General features: G+C 46.0%; 20 protein-coding genes and 1 pseudogene. 5 read left to right on the top strand and 16 right to left on the bottom strand.

Features of this window, described 5'->3' with window-relative positions:
- Window positions 1–238 precede the first annotated feature (238 nt).
- The 4 genes from parC to K6T23_RS11630 form a co-directional block, all read right to left on the bottom strand.
- Complete coding sequence (gene parC, locus K6T23_RS11645; RefSeq protein WP_238281117.1) at window positions 239–2,671, bottom strand: DNA topoisomerase IV subunit A; 2,433 nt, start codon at window positions 2,669–2,671, stop codon at window positions 239–241.
- A complete protein-coding gene (gene parE / locus K6T23_RS11640) occupies window positions 2,671–4,650 on the bottom strand; it encodes a DNA topoisomerase IV subunit B (protein ID WP_162244133.1) in 1,980 nt (659 codons plus the stop codon). The genes parC and parE overlap by 1 nt, the downstream gene beginning before the upstream one ends.
- A gap of 219 nt (window positions 4,651–4,869) precedes the next feature.
- On the bottom strand, window positions 4,870–5,277 hold the full coding sequence (locus K6T23_RS11635; protein WP_056536490.1) for a CoA-binding protein: 408 nt from the start codon (window positions 5,275–5,277) through the stop codon (window positions 4,870–4,872).
- A gap of 76 nt (window positions 5,278–5,353) precedes the next feature.
- A complete protein-coding gene (locus tag K6T23_RS11630) occupies window positions 5,354–6,628 on the bottom strand; it encodes a purine/pyrimidine permease (RefSeq protein WP_148984272.1) in 1,275 nt (424 codons plus the stop codon).
- A 197-nt stretch (window positions 6,629–6,825) separates the two neighbouring features.
- On the opposite strand from K6T23_RS11630, the gene plsY reads away from it, so the two are divergent.
- The 3 genes from plsY to K6T23_RS11615 all read left to right on the top strand — a co-directional run bounded on the left by plsY (window position 6,826) and on the right by K6T23_RS11615 (window position 9,103).
- Window positions 6,826–7,410, top strand: coding sequence for a glycerol-3-phosphate 1-O-acyltransferase PlsY (plsY, locus tag K6T23_RS11625; RefSeq protein WP_056536496.1), 585 nt, complete (start codon window positions 6,826–6,828; stop codon window positions 7,408–7,410).
- A gap of 142 nt (window positions 7,411–7,552) precedes the next feature.
- Entirely contained in the window at window positions 7,553–8,707 is a 1,155-nt protein-coding gene (locus K6T23_RS11620) for a CapA family protein (RefSeq protein WP_238281113.1), read from the top strand.
- 102 nt (window positions 8,708–8,809) lie between these two features.
- On the top strand, window positions 8,810–9,103 hold the full coding sequence (locus K6T23_RS11615) for a HesB/YadR/YfhF family protein (RefSeq protein ID WP_148984270.1): 294 nt from the start codon (window positions 8,810–8,812) through the stop codon (window positions 9,101–9,103).
- 33 nt (window positions 9,104–9,136) lie between these two features.
- Here the strand turns inward: K6T23_RS11615 and K6T23_RS11610 are convergent, their stop codons facing one another.
- The 7 genes from K6T23_RS11610 to acnA form a co-directional block, all read right to left on the bottom strand.
- A complete protein-coding gene (locus tag K6T23_RS11610; protein ID WP_056536499.1) occupies window positions 9,137–9,442 on the bottom strand; it encodes a hypothetical protein in 306 nt (101 codons plus the stop codon).
- 5 nt (window positions 9,443–9,447) lie between these two features.
- Window positions 9,448–9,870, bottom strand: a complete 423-nt coding sequence (locus tag K6T23_RS11605) for an acyl-CoA thioesterase (RefSeq protein ID WP_238281111.1) — start codon at window positions 9,868–9,870, stop codon at window positions 9,448–9,450.
- Between the two features lie 109 nt (window positions 9,871–9,979).
- Window positions 9,980–10,189 (bottom strand): small acid-soluble spore protein Tlp, encoded by a 210-nt coding sequence (tlp, locus tag K6T23_RS11600; protein ID WP_079516114.1) that lies wholly within the window; start codon window positions 10,187–10,189, stop codon window positions 9,980–9,982.
- A gap of 22 nt (window positions 10,190–10,211) precedes the next feature.
- Complete coding sequence (locus K6T23_RS11595; protein ID WP_053427041.1) at window positions 10,212–10,355, bottom strand: acid-soluble spore protein N; 144 nt, start codon at window positions 10,353–10,355, stop codon at window positions 10,212–10,214.
- A 95-nt stretch (window positions 10,356–10,450) separates the two neighbouring features.
- A complete protein-coding gene (locus K6T23_RS11590) occupies window positions 10,451–10,597 on the bottom strand; it encodes an FbpB family small basic protein (protein WP_079516113.1) in 147 nt (48 codons plus the stop codon).
- 79 nt (window positions 10,598–10,676) lie between these two features.
- Window positions 10,677–11,249, bottom strand: coding sequence for a peroxiredoxin family protein (locus K6T23_RS11585; protein ID WP_238281109.1), 573 nt, complete (start codon window positions 11,247–11,249; stop codon window positions 10,677–10,679).
- Window positions 11,250–11,359: 110 nt separating this feature from the next.
- Complete coding sequence (gene acnA / locus K6T23_RS11580) at window positions 11,360–14,071, bottom strand: aconitate hydratase AcnA (RefSeq protein ID WP_079516112.1); 2,712 nt, start codon at window positions 14,069–14,071, stop codon at window positions 11,360–11,362.
- A gap of 518 nt (window positions 14,072–14,589) precedes the next feature.
- Here acnA and K6T23_RS11575 point away from each other — a divergent pair.
- On the top strand, window positions 14,590–14,727 hold the full coding sequence (locus tag K6T23_RS11575) for a small acid-soluble spore protein P (protein ID WP_063191536.1): 138 nt from the start codon (window positions 14,590–14,592) through the stop codon (window positions 14,725–14,727).
- Between the two features lie 103 nt (window positions 14,728–14,830).
- On the top strand, window positions 14,831–15,229 hold the full coding sequence (locus tag K6T23_RS11570; RefSeq protein ID WP_056536507.1) for a hypothetical protein: 399 nt from the start codon (window positions 14,831–14,833) through the stop codon (window positions 15,227–15,229).
- Between the two features lie 7 nt (window positions 15,230–15,236).
- Here the strand turns inward: K6T23_RS11570 and K6T23_RS11565 are convergent, their stop codons facing one another.
- The 5 genes and pseudogenes from K6T23_RS11565 to K6T23_RS11545 form a co-directional block, all read right to left on the bottom strand.
- Entirely contained in the window at window positions 15,237–17,402 is a 2,166-nt protein-coding gene (locus K6T23_RS11565) for a DEAD/DEAH box helicase (RefSeq protein WP_238281107.1), read from the bottom strand.
- A gap of 77 nt (window positions 17,403–17,479) precedes the next feature.
- Window positions 17,480–18,109 carry a lytic transglycosylase domain-containing protein gene (locus K6T23_RS11560; RefSeq protein ID WP_079516110.1) on the bottom strand — a complete coding sequence of 210 codons (630 nt, stop codon included), beginning with the start codon at window positions 18,107–18,109 and terminating at the stop codon, window positions 17,480–17,482.
- Between the two features lie 144 nt (window positions 18,110–18,253).
- A pseudogene (locus K6T23_RS11555) lies at window positions 18,254–18,334 on the bottom strand (YjcZ family sporulation protein); the annotation flags it as partial.
- Window positions 18,335–18,579: 245 nt separating this feature from the next.
- The gene (locus K6T23_RS11550) at window positions 18,580–20,160 is read right to left on the bottom strand and encodes a glycine betaine uptake BCCT transporter (protein WP_079516108.1); all 1,581 of its coding nucleotides are present in this window, start codon (window positions 20,158–20,160) and stop codon (window positions 18,580–18,582) included.
- 316 nt (window positions 20,161–20,476) lie between these two features.
- The gene (locus tag K6T23_RS11545; RefSeq protein WP_056536514.1) at window positions 20,477–21,055 is read right to left on the bottom strand and encodes a 3D domain-containing protein; all 579 of its coding nucleotides are present in this window, start codon (window positions 21,053–21,055) and stop codon (window positions 20,477–20,479) included.
- Between the last annotated feature and the right edge of the window lie 12 nt (window positions 21,056–21,067).

The raw sequence follows: 21,067 nt of genomic DNA, 5'->3' as shown, positions 1-21,067 counted from the left end.
TCATTCTTTTTGTCTAATCCCTTTCTACACAATTCTTCCATAAAACCAGAAAAAACCTAAAAGCGGGTGGGATGCCCTAGGTTTTTTTATAATTTACCTTATCCAACTTTATTAGTCCATGGTAATTCAGTCCAGAATGTGTACAATATCTGTGACTTATGTACTCTATCGTTATAAAAAATCCACCTGGAAGATGGTCAAGCCCTCTTTCAGGTGAATCTGGTTTAATGAAATTTTATTATTCTTGATCAGGTGCTGGCACTGACCAAAGCTTGGTAACCGCTCCACTGTCTCCTTCATCAATGACAAATGAGCCATTTGAGTATCGGTCATTGAACCGGATGGATGATACCTGTACCGTTTCAAGCTTGCCTTTACTGGTGAGTAGAGTAACGGTTTGCTTGTCGGAGACGATTTCAGCGCCTGATACGCGGTGGGGATTCGATTTGAGTTCCCTGAGCATGATGACGCCGCGCTTGGCCCTGCCTGTTTTTTCGAACTCTGAGAGTTTCATCTTCTTGATGGCCCCGCGATGAGTCGCGAGTACGACCGCTTGTTTCTCCGGAGTCGTGATGATCTTGCCTGATACGACGAAATCGTCTTCTTTCAGGTTGATTCCCTTCACGCCCGCTGCACGCGGTCCGACCGTGTTGACTTCTTCTTCTGCAAACCAGAGTCCATAGCTGCTGTTGGTGGCAAGGAAGAGATCATGAGTCCCATCCGTTACATGCACATCCACGAGTTCATCGTCCCCTTTTAGATTGATGGCGACAAGTGGACGGGAGTAGCGCTGTGCCTTATACTGCAACATCTCCGTTTTCTTTACCATTCCGTTCTTCGTGATGAACATGAGATACAGGGACGGATCGAATTCTTTAACCGGTACCGCTTTTAGGACCTGTTCATCCTTATCGATCGGTACGATATTGCCGATATGCTGTCCGAGATCCTTCCAGCGGATATCCGGGAGTTCATGAACAGGGCAGTAAACGTAATTCCCTTTATTCGTGAATACAAGTAGCACATCCGTCGTATTCATCTCATATTGCCCAAGGAGCCTGTCGGTTTCCTTCATGGCAAGGTCCTGTCCGTTGGATGCCGAGTAGGAGCGGAGACTTGTACGCTTGATGTACCCGTCGCTCGTGACGGTCACCATGACATCTTCGCTTGCAATCAATACCTCGAGATTGATTTTCAACTCCTCAATCTGATCTTCGATGATCGTACGGCGGCCATCGGCAAACGTCTTTTTGATTCCTTTCAGCTCTTTCTTGATGACATTTGCGAGTTTGGATTCACTGGCAAGAATCGCGCTCAGTTCTGTGATCAGCTTATCAAGCTCCTCAGCTTCTTTTTGAAGAGCCGTTATATCCGTGTTGGTGAGGCGGTATAGCTGGAGGCTTACGATGGCTTCTGATTGGGCCTCTGTAAAGTCGAATTCACTGATCAGATTGTTTTTAGCGTCCCGTTTATCTTTGGATGCCCGGATGGTTGCAATCACTTGATCCAAGATCGACAGTGCCTTCATCAATCCTTCTACGATATGCTGGCGGTCCTTTGCCTTATTCAAGTCATACTTTGTCCGGTTCGTCACCACTTCTTTCTGGTGAGCGATATAGGAATCAAGAAGCTGTCGGAGTCCCATCAGTTTAGGGCGTCGATTCGAGATCGCCACCATATTGAAATTATAAGTGATCTGCAGATCGCTGTTTTTGTATAAATAATTCAGTACACCCGTCGCGTCCGCATCTTTTTTCAGTTCAACCACCACGCGCAGCCCTTGACGGTCCGTTTCGTCCCGCACTTCAGCAATACCTTCCACTTTACGGTCGACCCTGAACTCGTCCATTTTCTTGACGAGGTTGGCTTTATTGATTTCGTATGGAATTTCCGTAATGACGATCTGCTGTTTGCTCCCGCGGATGCTTTCAATCTCCGCTTTTCCGCGAACGACAATTTTCCCTTTCCCTGTTTCATAGGCTTTCCTGATCCCGTCGATGCCTTGGATGATTCCTCCGGTTGGGAAATCTGGCCCTTTCATGACGGTCATCAATTCTTCCACCGTACTGTCAGGGCGATCCATCCTCATGATGGCCGCATCAATCACTTCTCCGAGATGATGAGGAGGGATATCCGTCGCATACCCGGCCGAGATTCCTGTTGAACCATTCACCAAAAGATTCGGGAATCGTGAAGGAAGGACGGTGGGCTCTTCGGACGTGTCATCGAAGTTCGGAATGAAATCGACGGTCTTTTTGTCGATGTCCCTTAAAAGTTCCATGGAAATGGCGGAAAGCCTCGCTTCTGTGTAACGCATGGCAGCGGGAGGATCGCCATCGATGCTCCCGTTATTCCCGTGCATTTCAACAAGATACTTCCGGACCTTCCATTCCTGGCTCATCCTCACCATGGCATCATAGACTGATGTATCTCCGTGGGGATGGTAGTTACCGATGACATTACCGACCGTTTTGGCCGATTTTCTGAACCCTTTTTCCTGTGTGTTACCATCCACATACATCGCATAAAGGATCCTGCGCTGTACCGGTTTCAAACCGTCCCGTGCATCGGGAAGGGCACGTTCCTGAATGATGTATTTACTGTAACGACCGAAGCGGTCTCCGATGACCTCTTCAAGAGGCAGATCTTGATAGCGTTCCACTGATGTCATTATTGCCCCTCCTCTGCGACCATGATGTTCTCATTTTCAAGGATGCTTCCTTCTTCTTCAAGACCGAAGGCGACATTGCTTTCGATCCACTTCCTACGTGGCTCGACCTTATCACCCATCAGAGTGGTGACACGGCGTTCCGCTCTGGCTGCATCATCGATCTTCACGCGGATGAGAGCCCTGGTTTCGGGATCCATCGTCGTTTCCCACAGCTGATCGGCATTCATCTCACCCAGTCCTTTATAGCGCTGGATCATATACCCTTTTCCTATTTTGGCGACTGCACCCTTCAGCTCTTCATCTGTCCATGCATATTCGATCTTTTCCTTCTTTCCGACGCCTTTGCTCACTTTATAGAGAGGTGGAAGGGCTATATACACCTTTCCTGCTTCTACAAGAGGCTTCATATAGCGATAGAAGAACGTCAATAAGAGAACCTGTATATGGGCACCGTCTGTATCGGCGTCAGTCATGATCACGATCTTATCGTAGTTGATATCATCGACATTGAACTCAGGCCCCACTCCTCCACCGATTGCATGAATGATCGTGTTGATCTCTTCGTTCTTGAAAATATCCGCAAGCTTGGCTTTTTCCGTGTTGATTACTTTTCCTCTTAGGGGAAGGATCGCCTGGAATTTCCGGTCCCGACCTTGTTTCGCTGATCCCCCTGCGGAATCACCCTCCACAAGATAAAGTTCATTCCGCTCGGGATTCCTGGATTGCGCGGGTGTCAATTTGCCGGATAGTACGGTTTCGGACCGCTTACGCTTTTTGCCATTCCTTGCTTCTTCTCTTGCCTTACGGGCTGCTTCACGCGCCTGTGCCGCTTTGATGGCTTTCTTGATCAGCAATGAGCTGGTGTCGGGATTTTCTTCAAGGAAATAGAGCAGGTGCTCGGAAACAACAGCATCCACTGCGGAGCGTGCTTCACTTGTCCCTAACTTCCCTTTTGTCTGGCCTTCGAACTGAAGGAGTTCTTCCGGTATGCGTACCGAAACGATACTTGACAGTCCTTCCCTGATATCGGATCCTTCAAGATTTTTATCACGCTCTTTCAGGATGCCTGCTTTGCGTGCGTATTCATTGAACACCCTCGTCATGGCCGTTTTGGCCCCCGCTTCATGTGTTCCGCCGTCCTTGGTGCGGACATTGTTGACAAATGAAAGGATGTTTTCTGAGAATCCATCGTTGAATTGGAAGGCAAATTCAACTTCGATGGTGTGATTCTCTCCCTCGAAGAATGCGACTTTATGGAGGTTGTCCTTCTCTTCATTCAAGTACTCCACGAACGCCTGTATCCCACTTTCGTATAGGAATACATCTCTTTGATCATGTCTCTCATCAATAATCTCGATTTTAAACCCTTTAAGCAGGAAAGCTGATTCCCTAAGACGCTCACAAAGGGTGTCGTAATTATAGGTGGTTGTGCTGAAGATGGTCGGATCGGGCTTGAAGTGGATCTTAGTACCCGTCTTTTTTGTCGTACCGATCTTCTCGAGCGTTGTCTCAGGCTTCCCACCGTTGATGAACGTTTGTTGATATTTCGTTCCATCTCTTTCAATCGTGACGGTCAGCCACTCTGAAAGGGCATTGACGACGGATGCACCGACGCCATGGAGTCCCCCGCTTGTTTTGTATCCGCCCTGTCCGAATTTCCCTCCGGCATGGAGGACAGTCAGGATGACTTCCGGAGTCGGTTTTCCGGAACGGTGCATTCCCGTAGGCATCCCGCGACCTTTATCCTGCACGGAGATGCTATTATCTTTATGTATGGTGACAATGATTTCGTTACCGAAACCGGCTAACGCCTCATCCACCGAATTATCAACGATTTCATAAACCAGATGATGAAGTCCCCTTGTATCGGTGGACCCGATGTACATCCCCGGCCGTTTTCTTACGGCTTCGAGGCCTTCCAATACTTGAATGGCATCATCATTGTAATCCATGGTCTTTTTCTGACTGGCCACGAACATTCCCCTTTCAACACTTTCACTTACTTGTCTATGTACTACTATACCATAAGAACGCATGTTCGTTCACCCGCAAAATGGTGAACCACTATGCTTTATTTTAGCGTTATATTTGAAATTCGCAAATGAAAATCCCTGAATTTACATAATCCCGGATAACATTTTTCTGCAGAAATGTCACAGAAAAAACAAGCGGCATCATTCGCCGCTTGCCTGTGAATCCTATCTGGTTAAGGCATGTTCCACTTTGATACAACGATCCATGATGACCGTATACCCTTTTTCTTTGAGGAAGGAATAGGCCTCCTCATTCACAACACCGAGCTGGGACCAGAATACTGGCGAATCGATCTCATCAAATTCGCGGGCAATTTCTGGTAGGAATTCAGAACGTCTGAAGACATTGACGATATCGACAGGACCCTCGATGTCTTTTAAACTGCTGACAGCCTGCACCCCGAGAGCGGACTCGATCGTTGGATTAACAGGGATGATTTCATAACCGCTTGCCTGCATCGCCTGGGAGACGGTATAGGAGGTCCGAGCGGGATTATCACTCAGTCCGATGACTGCTATCCGCTTCGACCGTTTCAAGATGCGACCGATCTCTTCTCTACTTGGATTCTCCATGGTTGATAACCTCCTTTAGACATCACTATTCCCTTAATTCTCCACCCTAATCTCCGATTCCTTTTTGATTCAACAATTAGCTGCTTTTTTTCATCAGGATCTGTTCGGTTATGATTGCTACGATCGTGCCAAGAATAAGACCGTTATTCAGGATCGACGCAGCGATGACTGGAAGGCCTTCAAAGGCACTGGCCGGTACCCCCATGGCGCCTACACCGATGATCAGCGCGATTCCTGCTGTAAAGTGGACACGCTCCACCTCTTTTACCTTTCTATATTCGTCCAGGGCTAGTCCGACCATCTTGATGAAGATGACGGTGGTGACGGCGTATCCGACGGGTGCCGGGAGGCTGGCAAATACATTCATCACTTTCGGTACGAAGCTTGCGACGACGATGATGATGCTTCCGAGAATGAACGGTAGCGTAGAGAAAAGTCTGGTAGAAGCAACAAATCCTGCAGCTCCTGAAATCGGGACGGAGCCGATTGCGGAGAAACCTCCACCAAGAAGCTGATTGATACCCGCAGCAATACCACTTTGCGTGTAGCGGACCGGGACCTCCTTCCCGCTTTTTTTCATCACTTCTTCCATGACCCGGATCGAAGCGATCATGTTCGTCGTCAACAGGAAGGTGATAAAGATGGCCGTCACAATGATACCCGAATCAAAGACGGGTTTTCCGAAAGCAAACACCTCCGGAAGGGAAAACCAGCTGCTAGAAACCGACGTGGTCTTGGTCAGTCCTAAAAGCCCAAAGATGATCCAACCGCCAATCAAGGCGAAGATGATCGAATATCGCCGGAGCCATTGAACCTTATGCCCCTGCAGGAAGAGAGCGATGAGGATCGTAAGGGCGCTGCCGAGAAGCACGAGCCAGTTGAACGGCTGCCCCTCATGTTGGATGCCGAACATCCCCTTGATGAACGAACCGCTCAGCTGAAGGATCAGAAGCATGAGGTAAATAAATGTGATTGTAGGGGTGAATAGAGTGGTCAATTTTTTCAATAAACCTGTTAAGGACAGGATAATAAAGATGATTCCGCTTACAATCATCCCCCCTTGAAGTACGCCCAACACTTGACTGTGTGAATCGTACAACGTACCGGCAAATCCCGCATAAATGGTGAACACACCCCACCATAAACCGGCTGGTCCTTCATTGATCGGGAGTTTATGCCCGATGAGCGCCTGAATCAGACTTGCGGCACCTAATACGAAAATGGTTCTCTGGATGAATCCAGCCGTCTCGACCGGAGACAGTTGGAATAGGTCGGCAATCGCAATGGGAGCGGCAATGGATCCTGCGATCATGAATGCCATCCACTGGAGTGCGGCTAAAACGAGTTGCATGTTGACACCTTCATTTCTATTTTCTAGTCTAACGATTCATTTTAACATATCTATGACACTGTGAATCATATGTTATAGAAAGGCACTCACTATCTACTTTTAAGAACAGGTACTAATTTTTGCAGTATTTTTCCACAACAAATAGGTAAAACATGTTACTATAAGAGTGGATTAGTTATATCAAAGGAGAAATGAATATGATCTTAGCCCTTATACTCGTGCTATCCTACCTACTGGGCTCCATCCCTTCAGGACTATGGATTGGAAAATCCTTTTACGGAATAGATATACGCGAACACGGAAGCGGAAATCTTGGCGGAACCAATACCTTCAGGGTGCTGGGTAAGAAAGCCGGGATGACTGTGACCGCCATGGATATCCTTAAAGGAACGGCTGCAACGCTCATCCCTTTGCTTTTTGCCAGTACACATGACTATCAGCTCTTGGCGGGAGTCGTAGCCGTCGTGGGTCATATGTTCCCCATTTTTGCAGGGTTCAGAGGTGGAAAAGCAGTAGCCACATCTGCAGGCGTCCTCCTTGGCTATGCCCCGCTGGTGTTTGTCATCCTTTTGGTTGTTTTCTTCATCAGTCTTTACTTGAGCAAATATGTGTCACTTTCCTCGATGATGGCAGGGGTGTTCGCCTTCATCTATACGTTGATCATCTGGGATGTTCCCCTTATCATCGTGGTAGGCGTGCTCACAGCTTTTGTGATCTACAGACATCGAAGCAATATAGCCCGTATCAAAAATAAGACTGAACCGAAAGTCACATGGATTTGATGCATCAAGAAAAAGCCCATATCAGGGCTTTTTCTTTTGTTTTCGACGACTCAACCATGCTGAATCATGCATGAATTTAAAAAATTTCGCCTATTCGCTTCATTTTTGTGTAAAATAGGGTGGAGTCAACTAGTTAAAAAGGATGATGAATGTGAATAAAAAAATGATCGGACTCGCGATTGCCTTTCTATTACTGATTGCAGTCGGTGGTCTTTTGAGCATGCAGTTTAATGATGCAAGCACGAAATCAGATGCAATTACTTCTGAAAAGCACGTAGTCAAACAGCTTCAAGTGAAGGATAAGTCCATCGAAACAAGCGCCACCATTGCTGGGATCGGGGACATCCTTCTGCATGACCGTGTGTATGAAGATGCGGAAAAGGATGGTTCATACGACTTTGCGCCCATGTTTGCCGGTGTTAAAGACATTCTCAAAACCCCTGATTTCCTTATTGCCAATCAGGAGTCGGCGCCTGGTGGCACCGAGATCGGATTGTCCACTTATCCGTCCTTCAACAGCCCCCATGAAATCGTCGATACCCTCCAGGACGTTGGTGTGGACGTCGTGACAACGGCAAACAATCACTCCATCGACCGTGGTGAGAAAGGTCTCTTGAGTGCCATCGATTATTATGAGAAGGTGTCCATGCCATATGTGGGAACGTTTAAAAATCCGGAAGATCAGGCAAAAATCCGTACGTTCAATGTCAATGGCATCAAATTCGCTCTCTTATCGTATACATACGGAACAAACGGCATCCCTGTGCCTTCCGGAAAAGAGTACCTCGTCAATCTGATCGATGAAAACAACATGATCAATGAAGTCAAAAGGGCAAGGGAACTTGACGTGGATATGGTCGTAATGAGCCTTCACTGGGGAAATGAATATGAACGTTTTCCAAATGAAGAACAGAAGCGGCTGGGGAAACTCATGACAGATAACGGTGTCGATATTATCTTGGGTCACCATCCTCATGTACTGCAGCCCATCGAGAAAGTGAAGACAGAAGATGGACGTGAAGCGGTCATCGTATACTCATTGGGGAATTTCCTTTCAGGTCAAAAGGATGATTACAAGGATATAGGCGGCATGGCTGTTATAACGGTGAATAAAACGATTCAAAATGGTCGTGTGTCCCTCTCTTATCCATCAGTGGACTTCGAACCGACGTATGTGTCCGAACAGGGGTATTCAAACTACCGTCTACACCCCCTTTCAGAGGCGCATAAAAAAGGCTTGATCTCGAACTCTGCAAAAGAAATCAACACGCATATGTTTGATGGAATTGCCCAATAAGAAGGACGCACACGAGCGCATGACTAGTGGTTTCCCTTTGTTCAAGCTATAATAAGGGGGAACCTGAAGGTTGAATACATATAAGGAAGGGAGTCTCGGTCGATGAAGATACATCTATCAGATGAAGCACTTGCCTGGTTTAAAGACGAAATGCTCGTAGAGGAAGGCGAGTATGTCCGCTTTTATGTGCGATACGGAGGATCCAGTCCTTTGCATGATAGCTTCTCACTCGGAGTCAGCAAGGAAGAACCGATTGAAGCAGTGGAAACGTTGGAAAAGGCTGATCGGACATTCTTCATTGAAGAACGAGATCTATGGTTCTTTGACGGGCATGACCTGTTCGTGGAGTTTGACTCAAAAAGACAAGAACCTGCTTACGAATATAAAAAAGCATAAGAAAAAGGCTGGCCTTCAAGGTCAGCCTTTTTCTTATTTCATATGGAACCGTTCAATATGGTCCTCTAGCCCTTCGGCCAGGAGAACCTGCAGTTGTTTGTCACCAAGGAGGTCAAAATGGGGATAGCCGCTATGACGATGATCGATCCATTCAGGCTTCAGACCATACCCTATCCCCCACTCTATGAGTGCGTTCAAATTGGAGCAACCCGCCTTCGTGACGGTTTTTGCATTTGGGAATCGGGGATCCAGCCAATAGTGTGTTAAAAAGGCGATTTCTCCTTGTTCCACCCGAGCTTTCCATTGGTTCAGTTCTGAACGGTTGATGCCAAAGGCCATATCGATCAGCCCTTTTTCTTCGCCTTCTCGTATGCTTCATGCCATTCCGGGAACGTCTTCCGAATAGACACCGGACGGAAGGATTCTTTTTTGACGCAAGCATGTCTTGACTCACCGCTCAGGGCGAGCTTATTATCGCCATTATAGATTTCGTATCCGTATGTAACACGAATGCCATCATATTCTTCAATCCATGTTTTGATCAATGCTTTTTCCCCGTATCTGACTGGTGTCTTGTAAGCGACGTTCAAGTCGATGACAGGAGACAGGATTCCCTGTTGTTCCATCTCTACATATTGAAAGCCCAGGTCTTCAATGAGTTTCGTTCTGCCGAGTTCCATCCACACGAGATAATTGGCGTGATACACGACACCCATTTGGTCCGTTTCTGCATAGCGTACTTCAATGGTTTTTTCTGATATCTGCATAGTAATAGCACCTCTTTTTAAAGTCCATCCCATTTTAACATAACATGGGAAAGGAATGAATTGTGGTGCTTAGAAAGAAAGCCACCCGTTAACTACGGGTGGCTTTCTATTATGACTGCGATTCATCTTTGATTTCTTGACGGAATGACTCGATACTTTCCTTCCGTCTTTCATTCTTCTGACGAATGGACTCGAGCTGTTCCTCACTGTCTGTAAAGGCCATGGATTCTTCAGCCTTATCGATGTTCTCCAGCGTATTCTGGACCATACTCTGAAGCTTCTGTGCGTTGTCACGTCGATCGTCTGGACGATGATTCATACCAAGTTCCCCCTTTTTAGCTTTACTCACCCTTTGTTTGAATCACTTGTGCATGTTTACCTGATGTATCCTGCATCTGTTTTCCTTTATTACCTCCGGCAGCCCTCTGCTGGGTACCGATATGGTTAGGAACAAACTGTTTGCTGTTGCGCTTTGGATTACTCATGAAAATCCCCTCCTTACCCATTAGTCTGTCCATTCCTTTTGATCGAAACAGTCAAAAATTTTGGCAGGAAAAAGACAAAAATAAAAAGCCGATGGTTACTCGGCTCTGTCTAATGAACGCTTGATCTCATAACGTGCATCGATTCGTTCCTCAATGGCATTCATGGCATCCTGATCAAGCATCAGCTGCTTTTTATTTTCGTTAACTAAATCAGTAAAGCTTCTTTTCCTTGGTCTTCTCATGGTACACCGCCTTATCATCAATGAAGTTGTATAAACAGTATAGCCAATTATCAGACTGTTTAAACTTCATAAGGCATGTTCAGTCCGTTGCTTTCTCCAACTCCTCCAGAGAGGTGAAGGCTCCGACCTTCTTGTGAATGATCACGCCTTTTTCATCAATAATGAATGTTGTGGGAACGGTAAGAATATCGTAGGCAGAGTTGATTTTATCATCTTCATCGAGTAAGACGGGAAATGTGATTCCCATATTGTCCTCGTACTGTTTTACATTGTATTGTGGATCGATGTTGACCGCCAGCATTGTCACGTCTTCTTTCTGCTTATCATGAAACTGTTGAAAAATCGGTATTTCATCCTTGCAAGGAGGGCACCACGTGGCCCAAAAATTCAAGATCACCTTTTTTCCGCGTAATTCAGATAAGGTGACCGTCTTGCCTGCTGTGGTTTTTAGTGTAAAGTCAAGCGCCCTGTCCCCTACGTTCGGTCCTGGATAATGCTCTACCGGAACCTCCCCCGGATCACCTTCTTCAATATCGATCAATTGATCGAATCCCTGTTGTTCTGCCAATAGGGCGGATGGTCGGGATTGATTTTCAACATATAGGCTGTAAACCAATAGGGCGATGAGTAATAAACCGAAAAATGATTTCATTTTAATCCCCTCCATGGACATCCTCTTCTAACGTTATGCAGGCATGTCCATATATATGAGGGGAAAAGCATACAAAAAGCCCCCGTACAGGACGGGGGCTTTCATTTGAATTATGATTGAAGCTTGCCGCGAAGGACCATTTGCAGGATTCCACCGTGACGGTAGTAATCCACTTCCACATCAGAATCAAATCGAGCAAGTACGTCGAATTCTACTTTCGTACCATCTTCTTTGATTGCTGTCACTGTAAGGATATCACGAGGCTTGACTCCATCGGTGATATTTACCGAGATGGCTTCCTTACCTGTCAATCCAAGGGTTTCAGCACTTTCGCCTTGTTTGAATTGAAGCGGAAGGACACCCATCATGACAAGGTTGGAACGGTGGATACGCTCATAACTTTCAGCGATGACCGTTTTGATGCCAAGAAGGTTCGTACCTTTAGCTGCCCAGTCACGTGAAGATCCCATGCCATAATCTTTACCGGCAAGGATCGCAAGACCTGTGCCATCTTCTTGATACTTCATGCACGCATCATAGATCGGCATGATCTCTTCCTCAGGCCAGTAGGTTGTGAATCCACCTTCTGTACCAGGAGCGATCTGGTTACGGATACGGATATTCGCAAATGTTCCGCGCATCATGACCTCATGGTTCCCACGACGTGAACCGTAAGAGTTGAAATCACGAGGCTCTACACCATTGGCACGAAGATATTTTCCGGCAGGTGTATCTTTGCCGATTGCGCCTGCAGGCGAGATATGGTCAGTTGTAACAGAATCTCCGAACTTCCCTACAACGCGAAGACCATCAAGTCCTTGGATGGCTTCAGGCGTTGGAGCAAGGCCCGTAAAGAATGACGGATTCTGAATATACGTCGAATTATCATCGAAGCTGTATAGAGGCTCATTGCTTGTCTGAATTTCATTCCAACGCTCATTCTCTGTGAAGACGTGCTCATATTCCCTGCGGAAAAGCTCAGGTGTTACGGTCGATTTCACGACATCTTTGACTTCATCCTGTGAAGGCCAGATATCGTTGAAGAAGACATCGTTTCCGTCTTTATCTTTTCCGAGTGAATCTTTTTCAAGGTCGATATCCACTGTACCTGCTAGTGCATAAGCCACAACAAGTGGAGGCGAAGCAAGATAGTTTGCTTTTACAAGAGGATGGATCCGTCCTTCAAAGTTACGGTTTCCGGATAGGACGGAAGTCAACAGTAAGTCTGCATCAGATACGGCCTTCTCGATTTCAGGGCGAAGTGGGCCGGAGTTACCGATACAAGTCGTACAACCATATCCGACCAGGTTGAATCCAATTTCCTCAAGATAAGAAAGCAATCCGGAGTCTCTCAAGTATCCCGTTACGACTTTTGAACCTGGTGCCAGGGAAGTCTTGACGTAATCTGGAACGTTCATACCGAGTTCAACGGCTTTCTTGGCCACTAGTCCCGCTCCAAGCATAACGTATGGATTGGATGTATTCGTACAAGAAGTGATGGCAGCGATTCCGATGGCACCTGTCGGCATTTCGACATCCTTGCCTTCAGCTGTGGAATATTTTGCAGTCTTCTTGAATTCAGCTTGGTCCAAACCGAATCCTTGAACACCTTCTTTAGCCGTTACAGATTGATGGAACGCTTCTTTCATATCAGCAAGCGGAATCAAATCCTGTGGACGTTTCGGTCCTGAAAGGTTCGCACTTACAGTAGATAAATCAAGTTCCACTACATCAGTGTAAGTAGGCTCTTCTTTTTCAGGCGTGAAGAACATATCATTTTGCTTCAAGTATTCTTCCACCATGGAGATATGAGCTTCGTCACGACCAGTCAGACGCATATAGTCAAGTGATTCGGAATCAACAGGGAAGAATCCGCATGTCGCACCGTATTCCGGAGCCATATTGGCAATGGTTGCACGGTCTGCAAGAGGCAGTGTTGCAACTCCTGGTCCGAAGAACTCAACAAATTTGCCTACGACACCTTTTTGACGGAGCACCTGAGTAACTTTGAGGGCAAGGTCTGTTGCCGTTGCACCGTTTGGAAGTTCACCTGTGAATTTGACACCGATGACTTCTGGGATCGGGAAGTATGAAGGTTGACCAAGCATACCTGCTTCTGCCTCGATTCCTCCTACACCCCAGCCAAGAACGCCGATTCCGTTGATCATGGTCGTATGGGAGTCTGTTCCTACGAGTGTATCCGGATACGTTTCAAAGTCGCCTTCCGTTGTTTCGACGGCATGGACTACACTAGCAAGGTACTCAAGGTTAACCTGATGGACGATCCCGGTTGCCGGTGGAACGGCACGATAGTTTTCAAATGCTTTTTGAGCCCAGCTAAGGAACTGGTAACGCTCTGTATTACGTTCAAACTCAAGATCCATATTGGCTTTAAGTGCTGTAGCCGTGCCATACTGATCCACTTGGACAGAGTGGTCGATTACGAGATCGACCGGGATTTCCGGGTTGATCTTCTGTGGATCGCCACCGATGTCAGCCATGGCTTTACGCAGGGATGCAAGATCGACAACAGCCGGTACACCCGTGAAATCTTGAAGGATGACGCGTGATGGTTTGAATGGAACTTCCGCATCCTTTACTTCGGAAGATCCCCAGTTCGCTAAGTTTTCAATGTGCTCTTGATTGATGACACGTCCGTCGTATTGACGCAGGACGGATTCGAGTAGTACTTTCACGCTGTAAGGTAAGCGGTTGATTTTTGTCACGCCTGCTTCTTCAAGTGCTTTAAGACGGTAGTAATGATAACGTTTACCATCAAGCTCAAATGAAGTGCGTGCATTGAATACATCATTCTTTGCCATAGTTAGTTCCCCCTCTGACTGCTTGCGTACTTTGACGCAGAAAAGCTGTAAAAATGGTCAAACTTTTCTCACACTAATTATCATATTACAAGCGATTACATAAGTAAATAACAATAAAGTTATTGTTTTTGATAAGTTTTGCTTATCAAAAACATGCAACACTCTTCATTATCGGTGAGAATATTGTCAAATCAAGGATTTGCACCGTGTCGTAACATGTCGGCATCTTCAAAATATTATGCTGAAAAAATGAATATGGTGGCTCTTCCCTTCAATAGAAGCTTCCCAATTGAGGCATTCTAATTACATGGGAGGTGTTCTCATGGGAATGAGAATAACCGAACAGATTTTTAGCGGCACAATTGCCACCGAATTCATGAAGAACTCTCCACTGAGCCGCTGACCGAGAAGCAAAACGGTACACTTATACGAAATACCAATTGATGAAAGGGAATTCACACCAATACACTACCCTTTTCATTCACAGATAAACATTCGGATCAAGGAGGCATATGAAAATGGAAAAACACACACCGAAAGACATCAGGAAAAATGCTCCCGAACAATCCGGACAACCCAAGCCATTAAGTGGTTCCCACAAAGTGAAAAATCGGAACCATTCACGTCAAAAGCATAATCAGCATCACGATATGTAACAAGCAGGCCGGGCATCAAAGCCCGGCTTGTATCTGATTCCTCACCTTTTCTTTAAGCCCCGAATATACTGTGCTGAAAGAGATCAGTGGGGGTCGTAGTCACATGGGGAAGGAAAAAGAGGATTTTCGCCTTGAAAGCTGGGAAGAGGACATGAAGAGCTGGTTCCTCGATCCTGTCAATGCGCAGCTTGATGAAAAGGAATTCCGTTTGGAGTTCTTCGAATCAACGGCATCCTTTATCCTTGAAGTCGATACTGAACACATACAACCGGAGGCCGTGATCATTATGAAAGAGGGTCACCGTCTCCATATTATCCTCAACCTGAAGGATAGGAAATGCAAGCGGTCGGTGACCTTTCCATTTTCTTTGGATCACCATCCTATTTCATACACTGTTGGACACCTTTCCATCGAAATTATGATCTTCAAGAAACAGTCCGGATCCTTCACTCAGGATCGCTATATCATTGATTGCAAAAACGATCAGGACTCCATGTCCTGATCGTTTTTCACTCGCTGTTCAATTCCAGATATCGGGTACATATGGCCTTTGAAAAGAGTCGCAAATGATATGGAAACGCCACTTGTTCAAACGGGTTGATCCATAATATCTTTTGATCAATGATCAGGGAGGTCCCTCCAATATGGTCATCGAACGTGACTTTAATTGTACGGCTGGCTGCCTGGAGGAGGGTCATGATGCTTGTCGGGATTTTTTGTTGGTCCCTGATAAAGACGTGGATCGAGCTCTTTGAAGAAGCGATGTCCTTTACTAGCTTCATTTCATCTTCACGGGCAAACCATTTGATGCGCTTGGCAGAAACCGGTTCTATTTCTTGAAACGCTGTGTTCCTCCCTGTGGTTTCCAAATGGTCGATCAGCTGTCGCAGGGGCATGGACTTGCCCACTTTTCTCTTCATGAAGCCGTGATCTCCCATCAGGATGAATTTCCCCCTTGCTCTCGTTACGGCTACATTCACCAGACGATCACTCGATTTCCCTGTCAGCAGTCGTCCAGGACGTTCGTGATTCGGTCCGTCCACTACATCAAAAATCATCATATCGTTCTCTGATCCTTGAAATCCGTGAACGGTTGAGGCATATAGTTGAAGAGCCGGACCCTCCCAATCCCTCAAAATCCCTTCTTCAATAAGGATCTTGATCCACTGTGCCTGCGCCCTGTAAGGTGTAACAATCCCGAGGGAAGTCACCCCATCTTTAATGGCTTCAAGGGCAAGGGAAATCGAGATGATCCCTGATAGCGGATTCCACCGAGATCCTTTATGAGTCAATCCCCATTGACATATTTCTGGAACGTCTAGCAAGATACCCCCATCTCCCATGAACGGACGCTTCATGACAATCGGAGCCCTGGCGTCCGCTACGGAAGGATGGTCATAAACCCGAGAATGATAAATGTATCGATTGGTAAATGAGGAGATGCTAGGGTGCATCCTGCGCTGTTCCGGCAGGAGAAGTAGCTGGGGGTGGTGTCCACCGGCTTCAATCAACTTCGCTACACCTGAACGGTGGAATATATCCTCATTCAGCCACTTTTTCACAAGGGGATGAAATGATGTGGAAATTGGCGGGAGCTGCTTGAAGTCTCCACAGATGATGATCCGCTTTCCCAAAGTGGCAGCGAATGCGAGCTGTGGTATATAGGCCATGCTGGATTCGTCAACGATGACCAGATCATACTCATTATCATAGATTAAAGAGTCGATGGCTGCCTTGGATAGGGTGGTCCCGACGACGCTTGCTTCTTCGAGTACCGTCCCCTCCCTCCTTTTTAGCTTTTCCTTGATTTTTTGGTAATGCATCTCAAGCCGACTCAAGCGTTCTGAGTCATAAGTGGAAAATTTCTTTGTCAGTTTTTTCTTCAGCTTCATTCGGTATTTTTCTACCTTCCCACGCTCCTCTGACAGCTTGGGATCTTGGAGTTCGAGAAGCTGGGTCAAGCTGACGTCACGGGCTTCGGCAGAAAGTGATTTCCGATTTTGACCGTAACGGACGACTTCACCCGGGGTCCAGCGATCATTTTCTTTTAAAAAATGATGCATTTCTTCTATTAATACATCAACGGCTGCATTGCTGTGTGACAAGATGAGAATCTTTTTGCCTTCCGTATAATGGTAAGCGGCCACCCGAGCGAGTGTGTAGGTCTTTCCCGTACCGGGTGGTCCCCATATATATGTCACATCATTGTATTTACTTCTAACGTAGGCTTCATGCAGGAGATGCTTACCCGGCGGGTGATGCGTCACTTCGGAGGGCTCGATTGTACGGAGTGCACGTGAAGATTTACCATGGCGTTCTTTGACATCTTCCAAGCGCTGCCACAGCTTCTCCAGCAGCTCCCAGGGCTCATAGATGATACGGGCTAGACTGAGTATATCCCCCAGGTATTCATCCACTTCAATGATACATTCCGTTTCTTCCGATGAAATCACGATCCCTTGGAGGTTCTTCTGATGATACTCCAGCTGAATGGACCCGCCTTCTGGGAATGAACGGGGATAAGGAAGGGTAAACCAATAAACATAGCTCCCTTCTTCTTTCTTAATGCATCGACCGTTCTCAACCCTTATTCCCCCGTTTTGCTTTTTTTTCATTTGAAGGATTTCCATATCAAGGGCATCCTGCCATTCGCTTATGATTTCTGTATGCTTCATTAAGGTCCCCTTTCTTGACGCATGTTTCATATTCAAATCAATCAATGCTCAGAACGAAAAAAAGCCCAGAGGGCCTTTTACATCGAAGTTTTATCATCTTCTTCTTCTTTTTCAAGGAATAGATCTGCATAATACATCACATCTTCTACATATTCGTCACTTTGATTATAGGTTAATACTGCCTTCTCAATTTCACCATCGGCAGCTCCATTGTGAGCGAGGAAATTCGCTGCACTGAATATGGCATCTTCGATATCAAATGGATCTGCTTTCCCGTCCCCGTTTGCATCGACCCCATAGCCGCCATACTTAGCAATCACATCAGGATTTACTTTATCTTCTTCAGGGATATCCCCTTCCCCAAGTCCCGAGCAGCTAGGATGTGACCACCCTACCCATGTACATGGCATAAACTGCATATGACCTTCGGCACCTACGGGAGATATCATTGTCCTCATAGTCGAAAATCTCGTCTCTACTTTATGGTGGGCAGCCAGAAGATACCAAGGAACACCATACTCTTTTTCGGCCGCTTTATAAATGGGCATATACTCCTCAGGTACATCCGTTTGCACAATTGAAGACAGCTTGTACGGATATTCATAGTAGAGAACGGTATAAAGCCCAAGAATGAGTAATGGGATCGCCAGGATCACAAGGATAGAAATTCTTCTCTTCTTTTTAGATTTTCTCTTTTGTTTAGCCATATCACTGGTCCTTTATGTAATGATTGTCGGTTCTCCTCACTGTATCTTAATACAGAAGACTACTTCTGACAATCAAAAAAGAAAACCCGGGACCACCGTCATCTATTTGTAATGGTGGTTCCGGGAACCTTTTATGTTATCTTATTAGCAAACAAATGCTGCTCCAACGATAATTAATAGGATGAACAATACTACGATTAACGCAAAGCCTCCAGCGTATCCGCCTCCGCCACCGCAGCCATATCCATAACCAGGGTATCCGTATCCGTACATCATCAGTCACCTCCAAGTATCTTACTACGATATCAATGTATGTAGAGGACAACTTGTAGGTTAATATCATATTTGTATTTTTTTCTCGTTGCATTCATTCACCCCTATTTACAAAGGGTTAGGACTATTGCAAGAAGAAAAAATGAGTCAAATGACCAGAAAAAGGACATTCCGGTTAAGGAATGTCCTTTTGAAAGTTACGATTCAGTTTTAGGCTCATCAGCCTGTTCGTGCTTACGTCTTTTTTCTTTATGAGGTTTAGGTTCCTTCGGTTTTCTAGGCTTTGGCTTGATATACAATCCAAGTTCCTTCTTTTCCCTGTTCAAGGATTTATACAGGGATGCCATCATCAGGGCGATGATGACTGAGAAAGGAAGAGCGGCAATGATCAGTGCATTCTGAAGTGCATCGAGCCCCCCGCTGTACAGAAGGATAAGCGCAACGATGGATTGTGCAATTCCCCATGTAAGCTTCACGTAGTTCGGCGGGTTGTTGGATCCATAAGTGGTTTGCATCCCAAGAACGAATGTCGCAGAGTCGGCAGACGTGATAAAGAATGTACCGATCAAGGCGATAGCGATGATGGCAAGGATCGTTGTACCCGGCATTCCGTTAAATACGGCGAACAGGACCTCTTCTGTATTCAGTTTGGAGATGTCGTTGCTGACGGCTTGTTGGACATCGATGGCAGTACTACCGAATACGGCAAACCAGAAGAAGCTGACAAGGGATGGTAGCAATAGCACACCGATAAGGAATTCCCGGATCGTTCTTCCTTTTGATACCCTGGCGATGAAGATACCGACGAATGGTGACCAAGAGATCCACCATGCCCAGTAGAAAATGGTCCATCCATTGATCCATTCGCGGTGCTCTGCATTCAGCGGAGCGATACGGAAACTCATGGATACGATATTTTGCATATAGGAACCAAGCGTATCAGTAAACAGGTTCAGGATAAGCAATGTTGGCCCCATTATGAAGACCAGGATGAGCAATGCAACGGCAAGTACCATATTTGTATTGGATAGGTATTTGATTCCTTTGCTCAAACCTGACCAGGCGGAAATCATGAAGAGTACCGTGACGACAACGACAATGATGGTTTGAACCGTAATATTGTTCGGGATGCCGAACAAATAGGATAATCCACCATTGATCTGTGCTGCTCCAAAACCAAGCGTGGTAGCTACACCGACAACCGTTGCAAAGACGGCAAGGACGTCGATGATGGTACCAATTGGCCCCTTTACCTTATCTCCGAGTATCGGGCGGAGAGTGGAAGAAATCAAAGCAGGTTCATCTTTCCTGAAGTTGAAATACGCAAGGGCGAGTGCGACGATGGCGTAAATTCCCCAAGCGTGTATCCCCCAGTGGAAGAAGGTATAACGTAGCGATTCCTTGATCGCTTGATCGGTGCCTCCTTCGGCAAGTGGAGGCGTCATATAATGAGAAAGAGGCTCTGCTGCTCCCCAGAATACGAGTCCGATGCCCATTCCGGCGCTAAACAACATGGCAAACCATGTACTTCTTGAGTATTCCGGACGGTCATCCGGTTTCCCAAGACGAATGGTCCCAATCGGACTGACGATGAGGAAAATACAGAATATGACGATGACGCTGACGAGTATGAGATAATACCATCCAAAACTAGTTGTTATAAATGATTGCACATTGGCTGTTGCCGTTTTAAATGTGTCTGGAGCAAAGGCCCCGAATCCCACGGCAACTAAAACGATTGCCAGGGTGATCCAAAACACGCTTGAAATTCTCTTCATAAAATTCTCCCTTTCGAATAAAGTGGTAGGTATGTACGAAAAACTCCCATGTAACACTAACAGAGGACGTTGACAATTTCAAATGAAAGCTTTTTATCAACTAGTGAAACAGATTTCCTTTGTGATTTTTGACACAAGGAGTAATACTTCTTACCCATTCCCGTTTTTCGACATGGATAAACCACGATTAAGCGAATGGTGTCGAGGTTTGTACTATTAGTATGAGTGTTTTTAATGAAATCATTCCTTCATGAAGCCTCTTGAACACCTTTGTCGCTACATGAAAGGAGGATGCCGAATTGGCATCCTCCCTTGATCAATCGATTATCTTGACTTCTATACCTTCCTTTACTCCATAGGCAAGTGCATCTTTTTCATGTTCCATATAGATATCAATCCGGTTTCCCTTGATAGCGCCTCCGGTATCTTCAGCTTTAGCATACCCATATCCTTCTATATAGACCTTTGATCCCAGAGGAATGACTGAGGGATCGACGGCGATTACCCTTTCATCCGGGTTTGCCAACAAGTCCACTCCTGTTTTGGTGATCCCGATGCATCCTTCACAATGCGCGGTGTAGGCAGTCGCTTTTACGGTTACCGTCTTTTCTATATTCTCTTTTTTTGTTTCGGCTTTCGGCTTTGAAGCAGACTTTTTTTCCTTTTTGATCTGCGGTTCGTTCCGGACTCCTTCTTTTATGAGAGATTTTCGGTCCTTTACTTCATCAACGGAATCCTCATGGCGTTCAGCGAGATCTGTGAAATAGTTATCCTGATCTATATGTTGGATATCAGCCAGTGCTAATTCCTTGGAATTCCCTTTGGCCGATACTTCTGCAAGTCCGATGGAGAAAATAGAAGCGAGGGTAAATGTGGAAATGATCGCTTTTATCATAAATGTTTGATT

It is taken from the genome of Rossellomorea marisflavi, assembly GCF_022170785.1.
Taxonomy (GTDB): domain Bacteria; phylum Bacillota; class Bacilli; order Bacillales; family Bacillaceae_B; genus Rossellomorea; species Rossellomorea marisflavi_B.
Note: the sequence above shows the minus strand (reverse complement) of the source record. Positions and strands in the feature narration are given on the sequence as shown.

Coding starts and splice junctions, on each gene's coding strand:
- tlp (WP_079516114.1), bottom strand. CDS start 10,189: ATGAATCATCGTCCAGACGATCGACGTGACAACGCACAGAAGCTTCAG.
- K6T23_RS11550 (WP_079516108.1), bottom strand. CDS start 20,160: ATGAAGAGAATTTCAAGCGTGTTTTGGATCACCCTGGCAATCGTTTTA.
- K6T23_RS11585 (WP_238281109.1), bottom strand. CDS start 11,249: ATGAAATCATTTTTCGGTTTATTACTCATCGCCCTATTGGTTTACAGC.
- K6T23_RS11605 (WP_238281111.1), bottom strand. CDS start 9,870: ATGCAGATATCAGAAAAAACCATTGAAGTACGCTATGCAGAAACGGAC.
- K6T23_RS11630 (WP_148984272.1), bottom strand. CDS start 6,628: ATGCAACTCGTTTTAGCCGCACTCCAGTGGATGGCATTCATGATCGCA.
- K6T23_RS11610 (WP_056536499.1), bottom strand. CDS start 9,442: ATGGCCTTTGGCATCAACCGTTCAGAACTGAACCAATGGAAAGCTCGG.
- K6T23_RS11575 (WP_063191536.1), top strand. CDS start 14,590: ATGGAAAAACACACACCGAAAGACATCAGGAAAAATGCTCCCGAACAA.
- K6T23_RS11590 (WP_079516113.1), bottom strand. CDS start 10,597: ATGAGAAGACCAAGGAAAAGAAGCTTTACTGATTTAGTTAACGAAAAT.
- K6T23_RS11570 (WP_056536507.1), top strand. CDS start 14,831: ATGGGGAAGGAAAAAGAGGATTTTCGCCTTGAAAGCTGGGAAGAGGAC.
- K6T23_RS11635 (WP_056536490.1), bottom strand. CDS start 5,277: ATGGAGAATCCAAGTAGAGAAGAGATCGGTCGCATCTTGAAACGGTCG.
- parC (WP_238281117.1), bottom strand. CDS start 2,671: ATGACATCAGTGGAACGCTATCAAGATCTGCCTCTTGAAGAGGTCATC.
- K6T23_RS11615 (WP_148984270.1), top strand. CDS start 8,810: ATGAAGATACATCTATCAGATGAAGCACTTGCCTGGTTTAAAGACGAA.
- K6T23_RS11595 (WP_053427041.1), bottom strand. CDS start 10,355: ATGAGTAATCCAAAGCGCAACAGCAAACAGTTTGTTCCTAACCATATC.
- K6T23_RS11560 (WP_079516110.1), bottom strand. CDS start 18,109: ATGGCTAAACAAAAGAGAAAATCTAAAAAGAAGAGAAGAATTTCTATC.
- acnA (WP_079516112.1), bottom strand. CDS start 14,071: ATGGCAAAGAATGATGTATTCAATGCACGCACTTCATTTGAGCTTGAT.
- K6T23_RS11545 (WP_056536514.1), bottom strand. CDS start 21,055: ATGATAAAAGCGATCATTTCCACATTTACCCTCGCTTCTATTTTCTCC.
- parE (WP_162244133.1), bottom strand. CDS start 4,650: ATGTTCGTGGCCAGTCAGAAAAAGACCATGGATTACAATGATGATGCC.
- K6T23_RS11565 (WP_238281107.1), bottom strand. CDS start 17,402: ATGAAGCATACAGAAATCATAAGCGAATGGCAGGATGCCCTTGATATG.
- plsY (WP_056536496.1), top strand. CDS start 6,826: ATGATCTTAGCCCTTATACTCGTGCTATCCTACCTACTGGGCTCCATC.
- K6T23_RS11620 (WP_238281113.1), top strand. CDS start 7,553: ATGATGAATGTGAATAAAAAAATGATCGGACTCGCGATTGCCTTTCTA.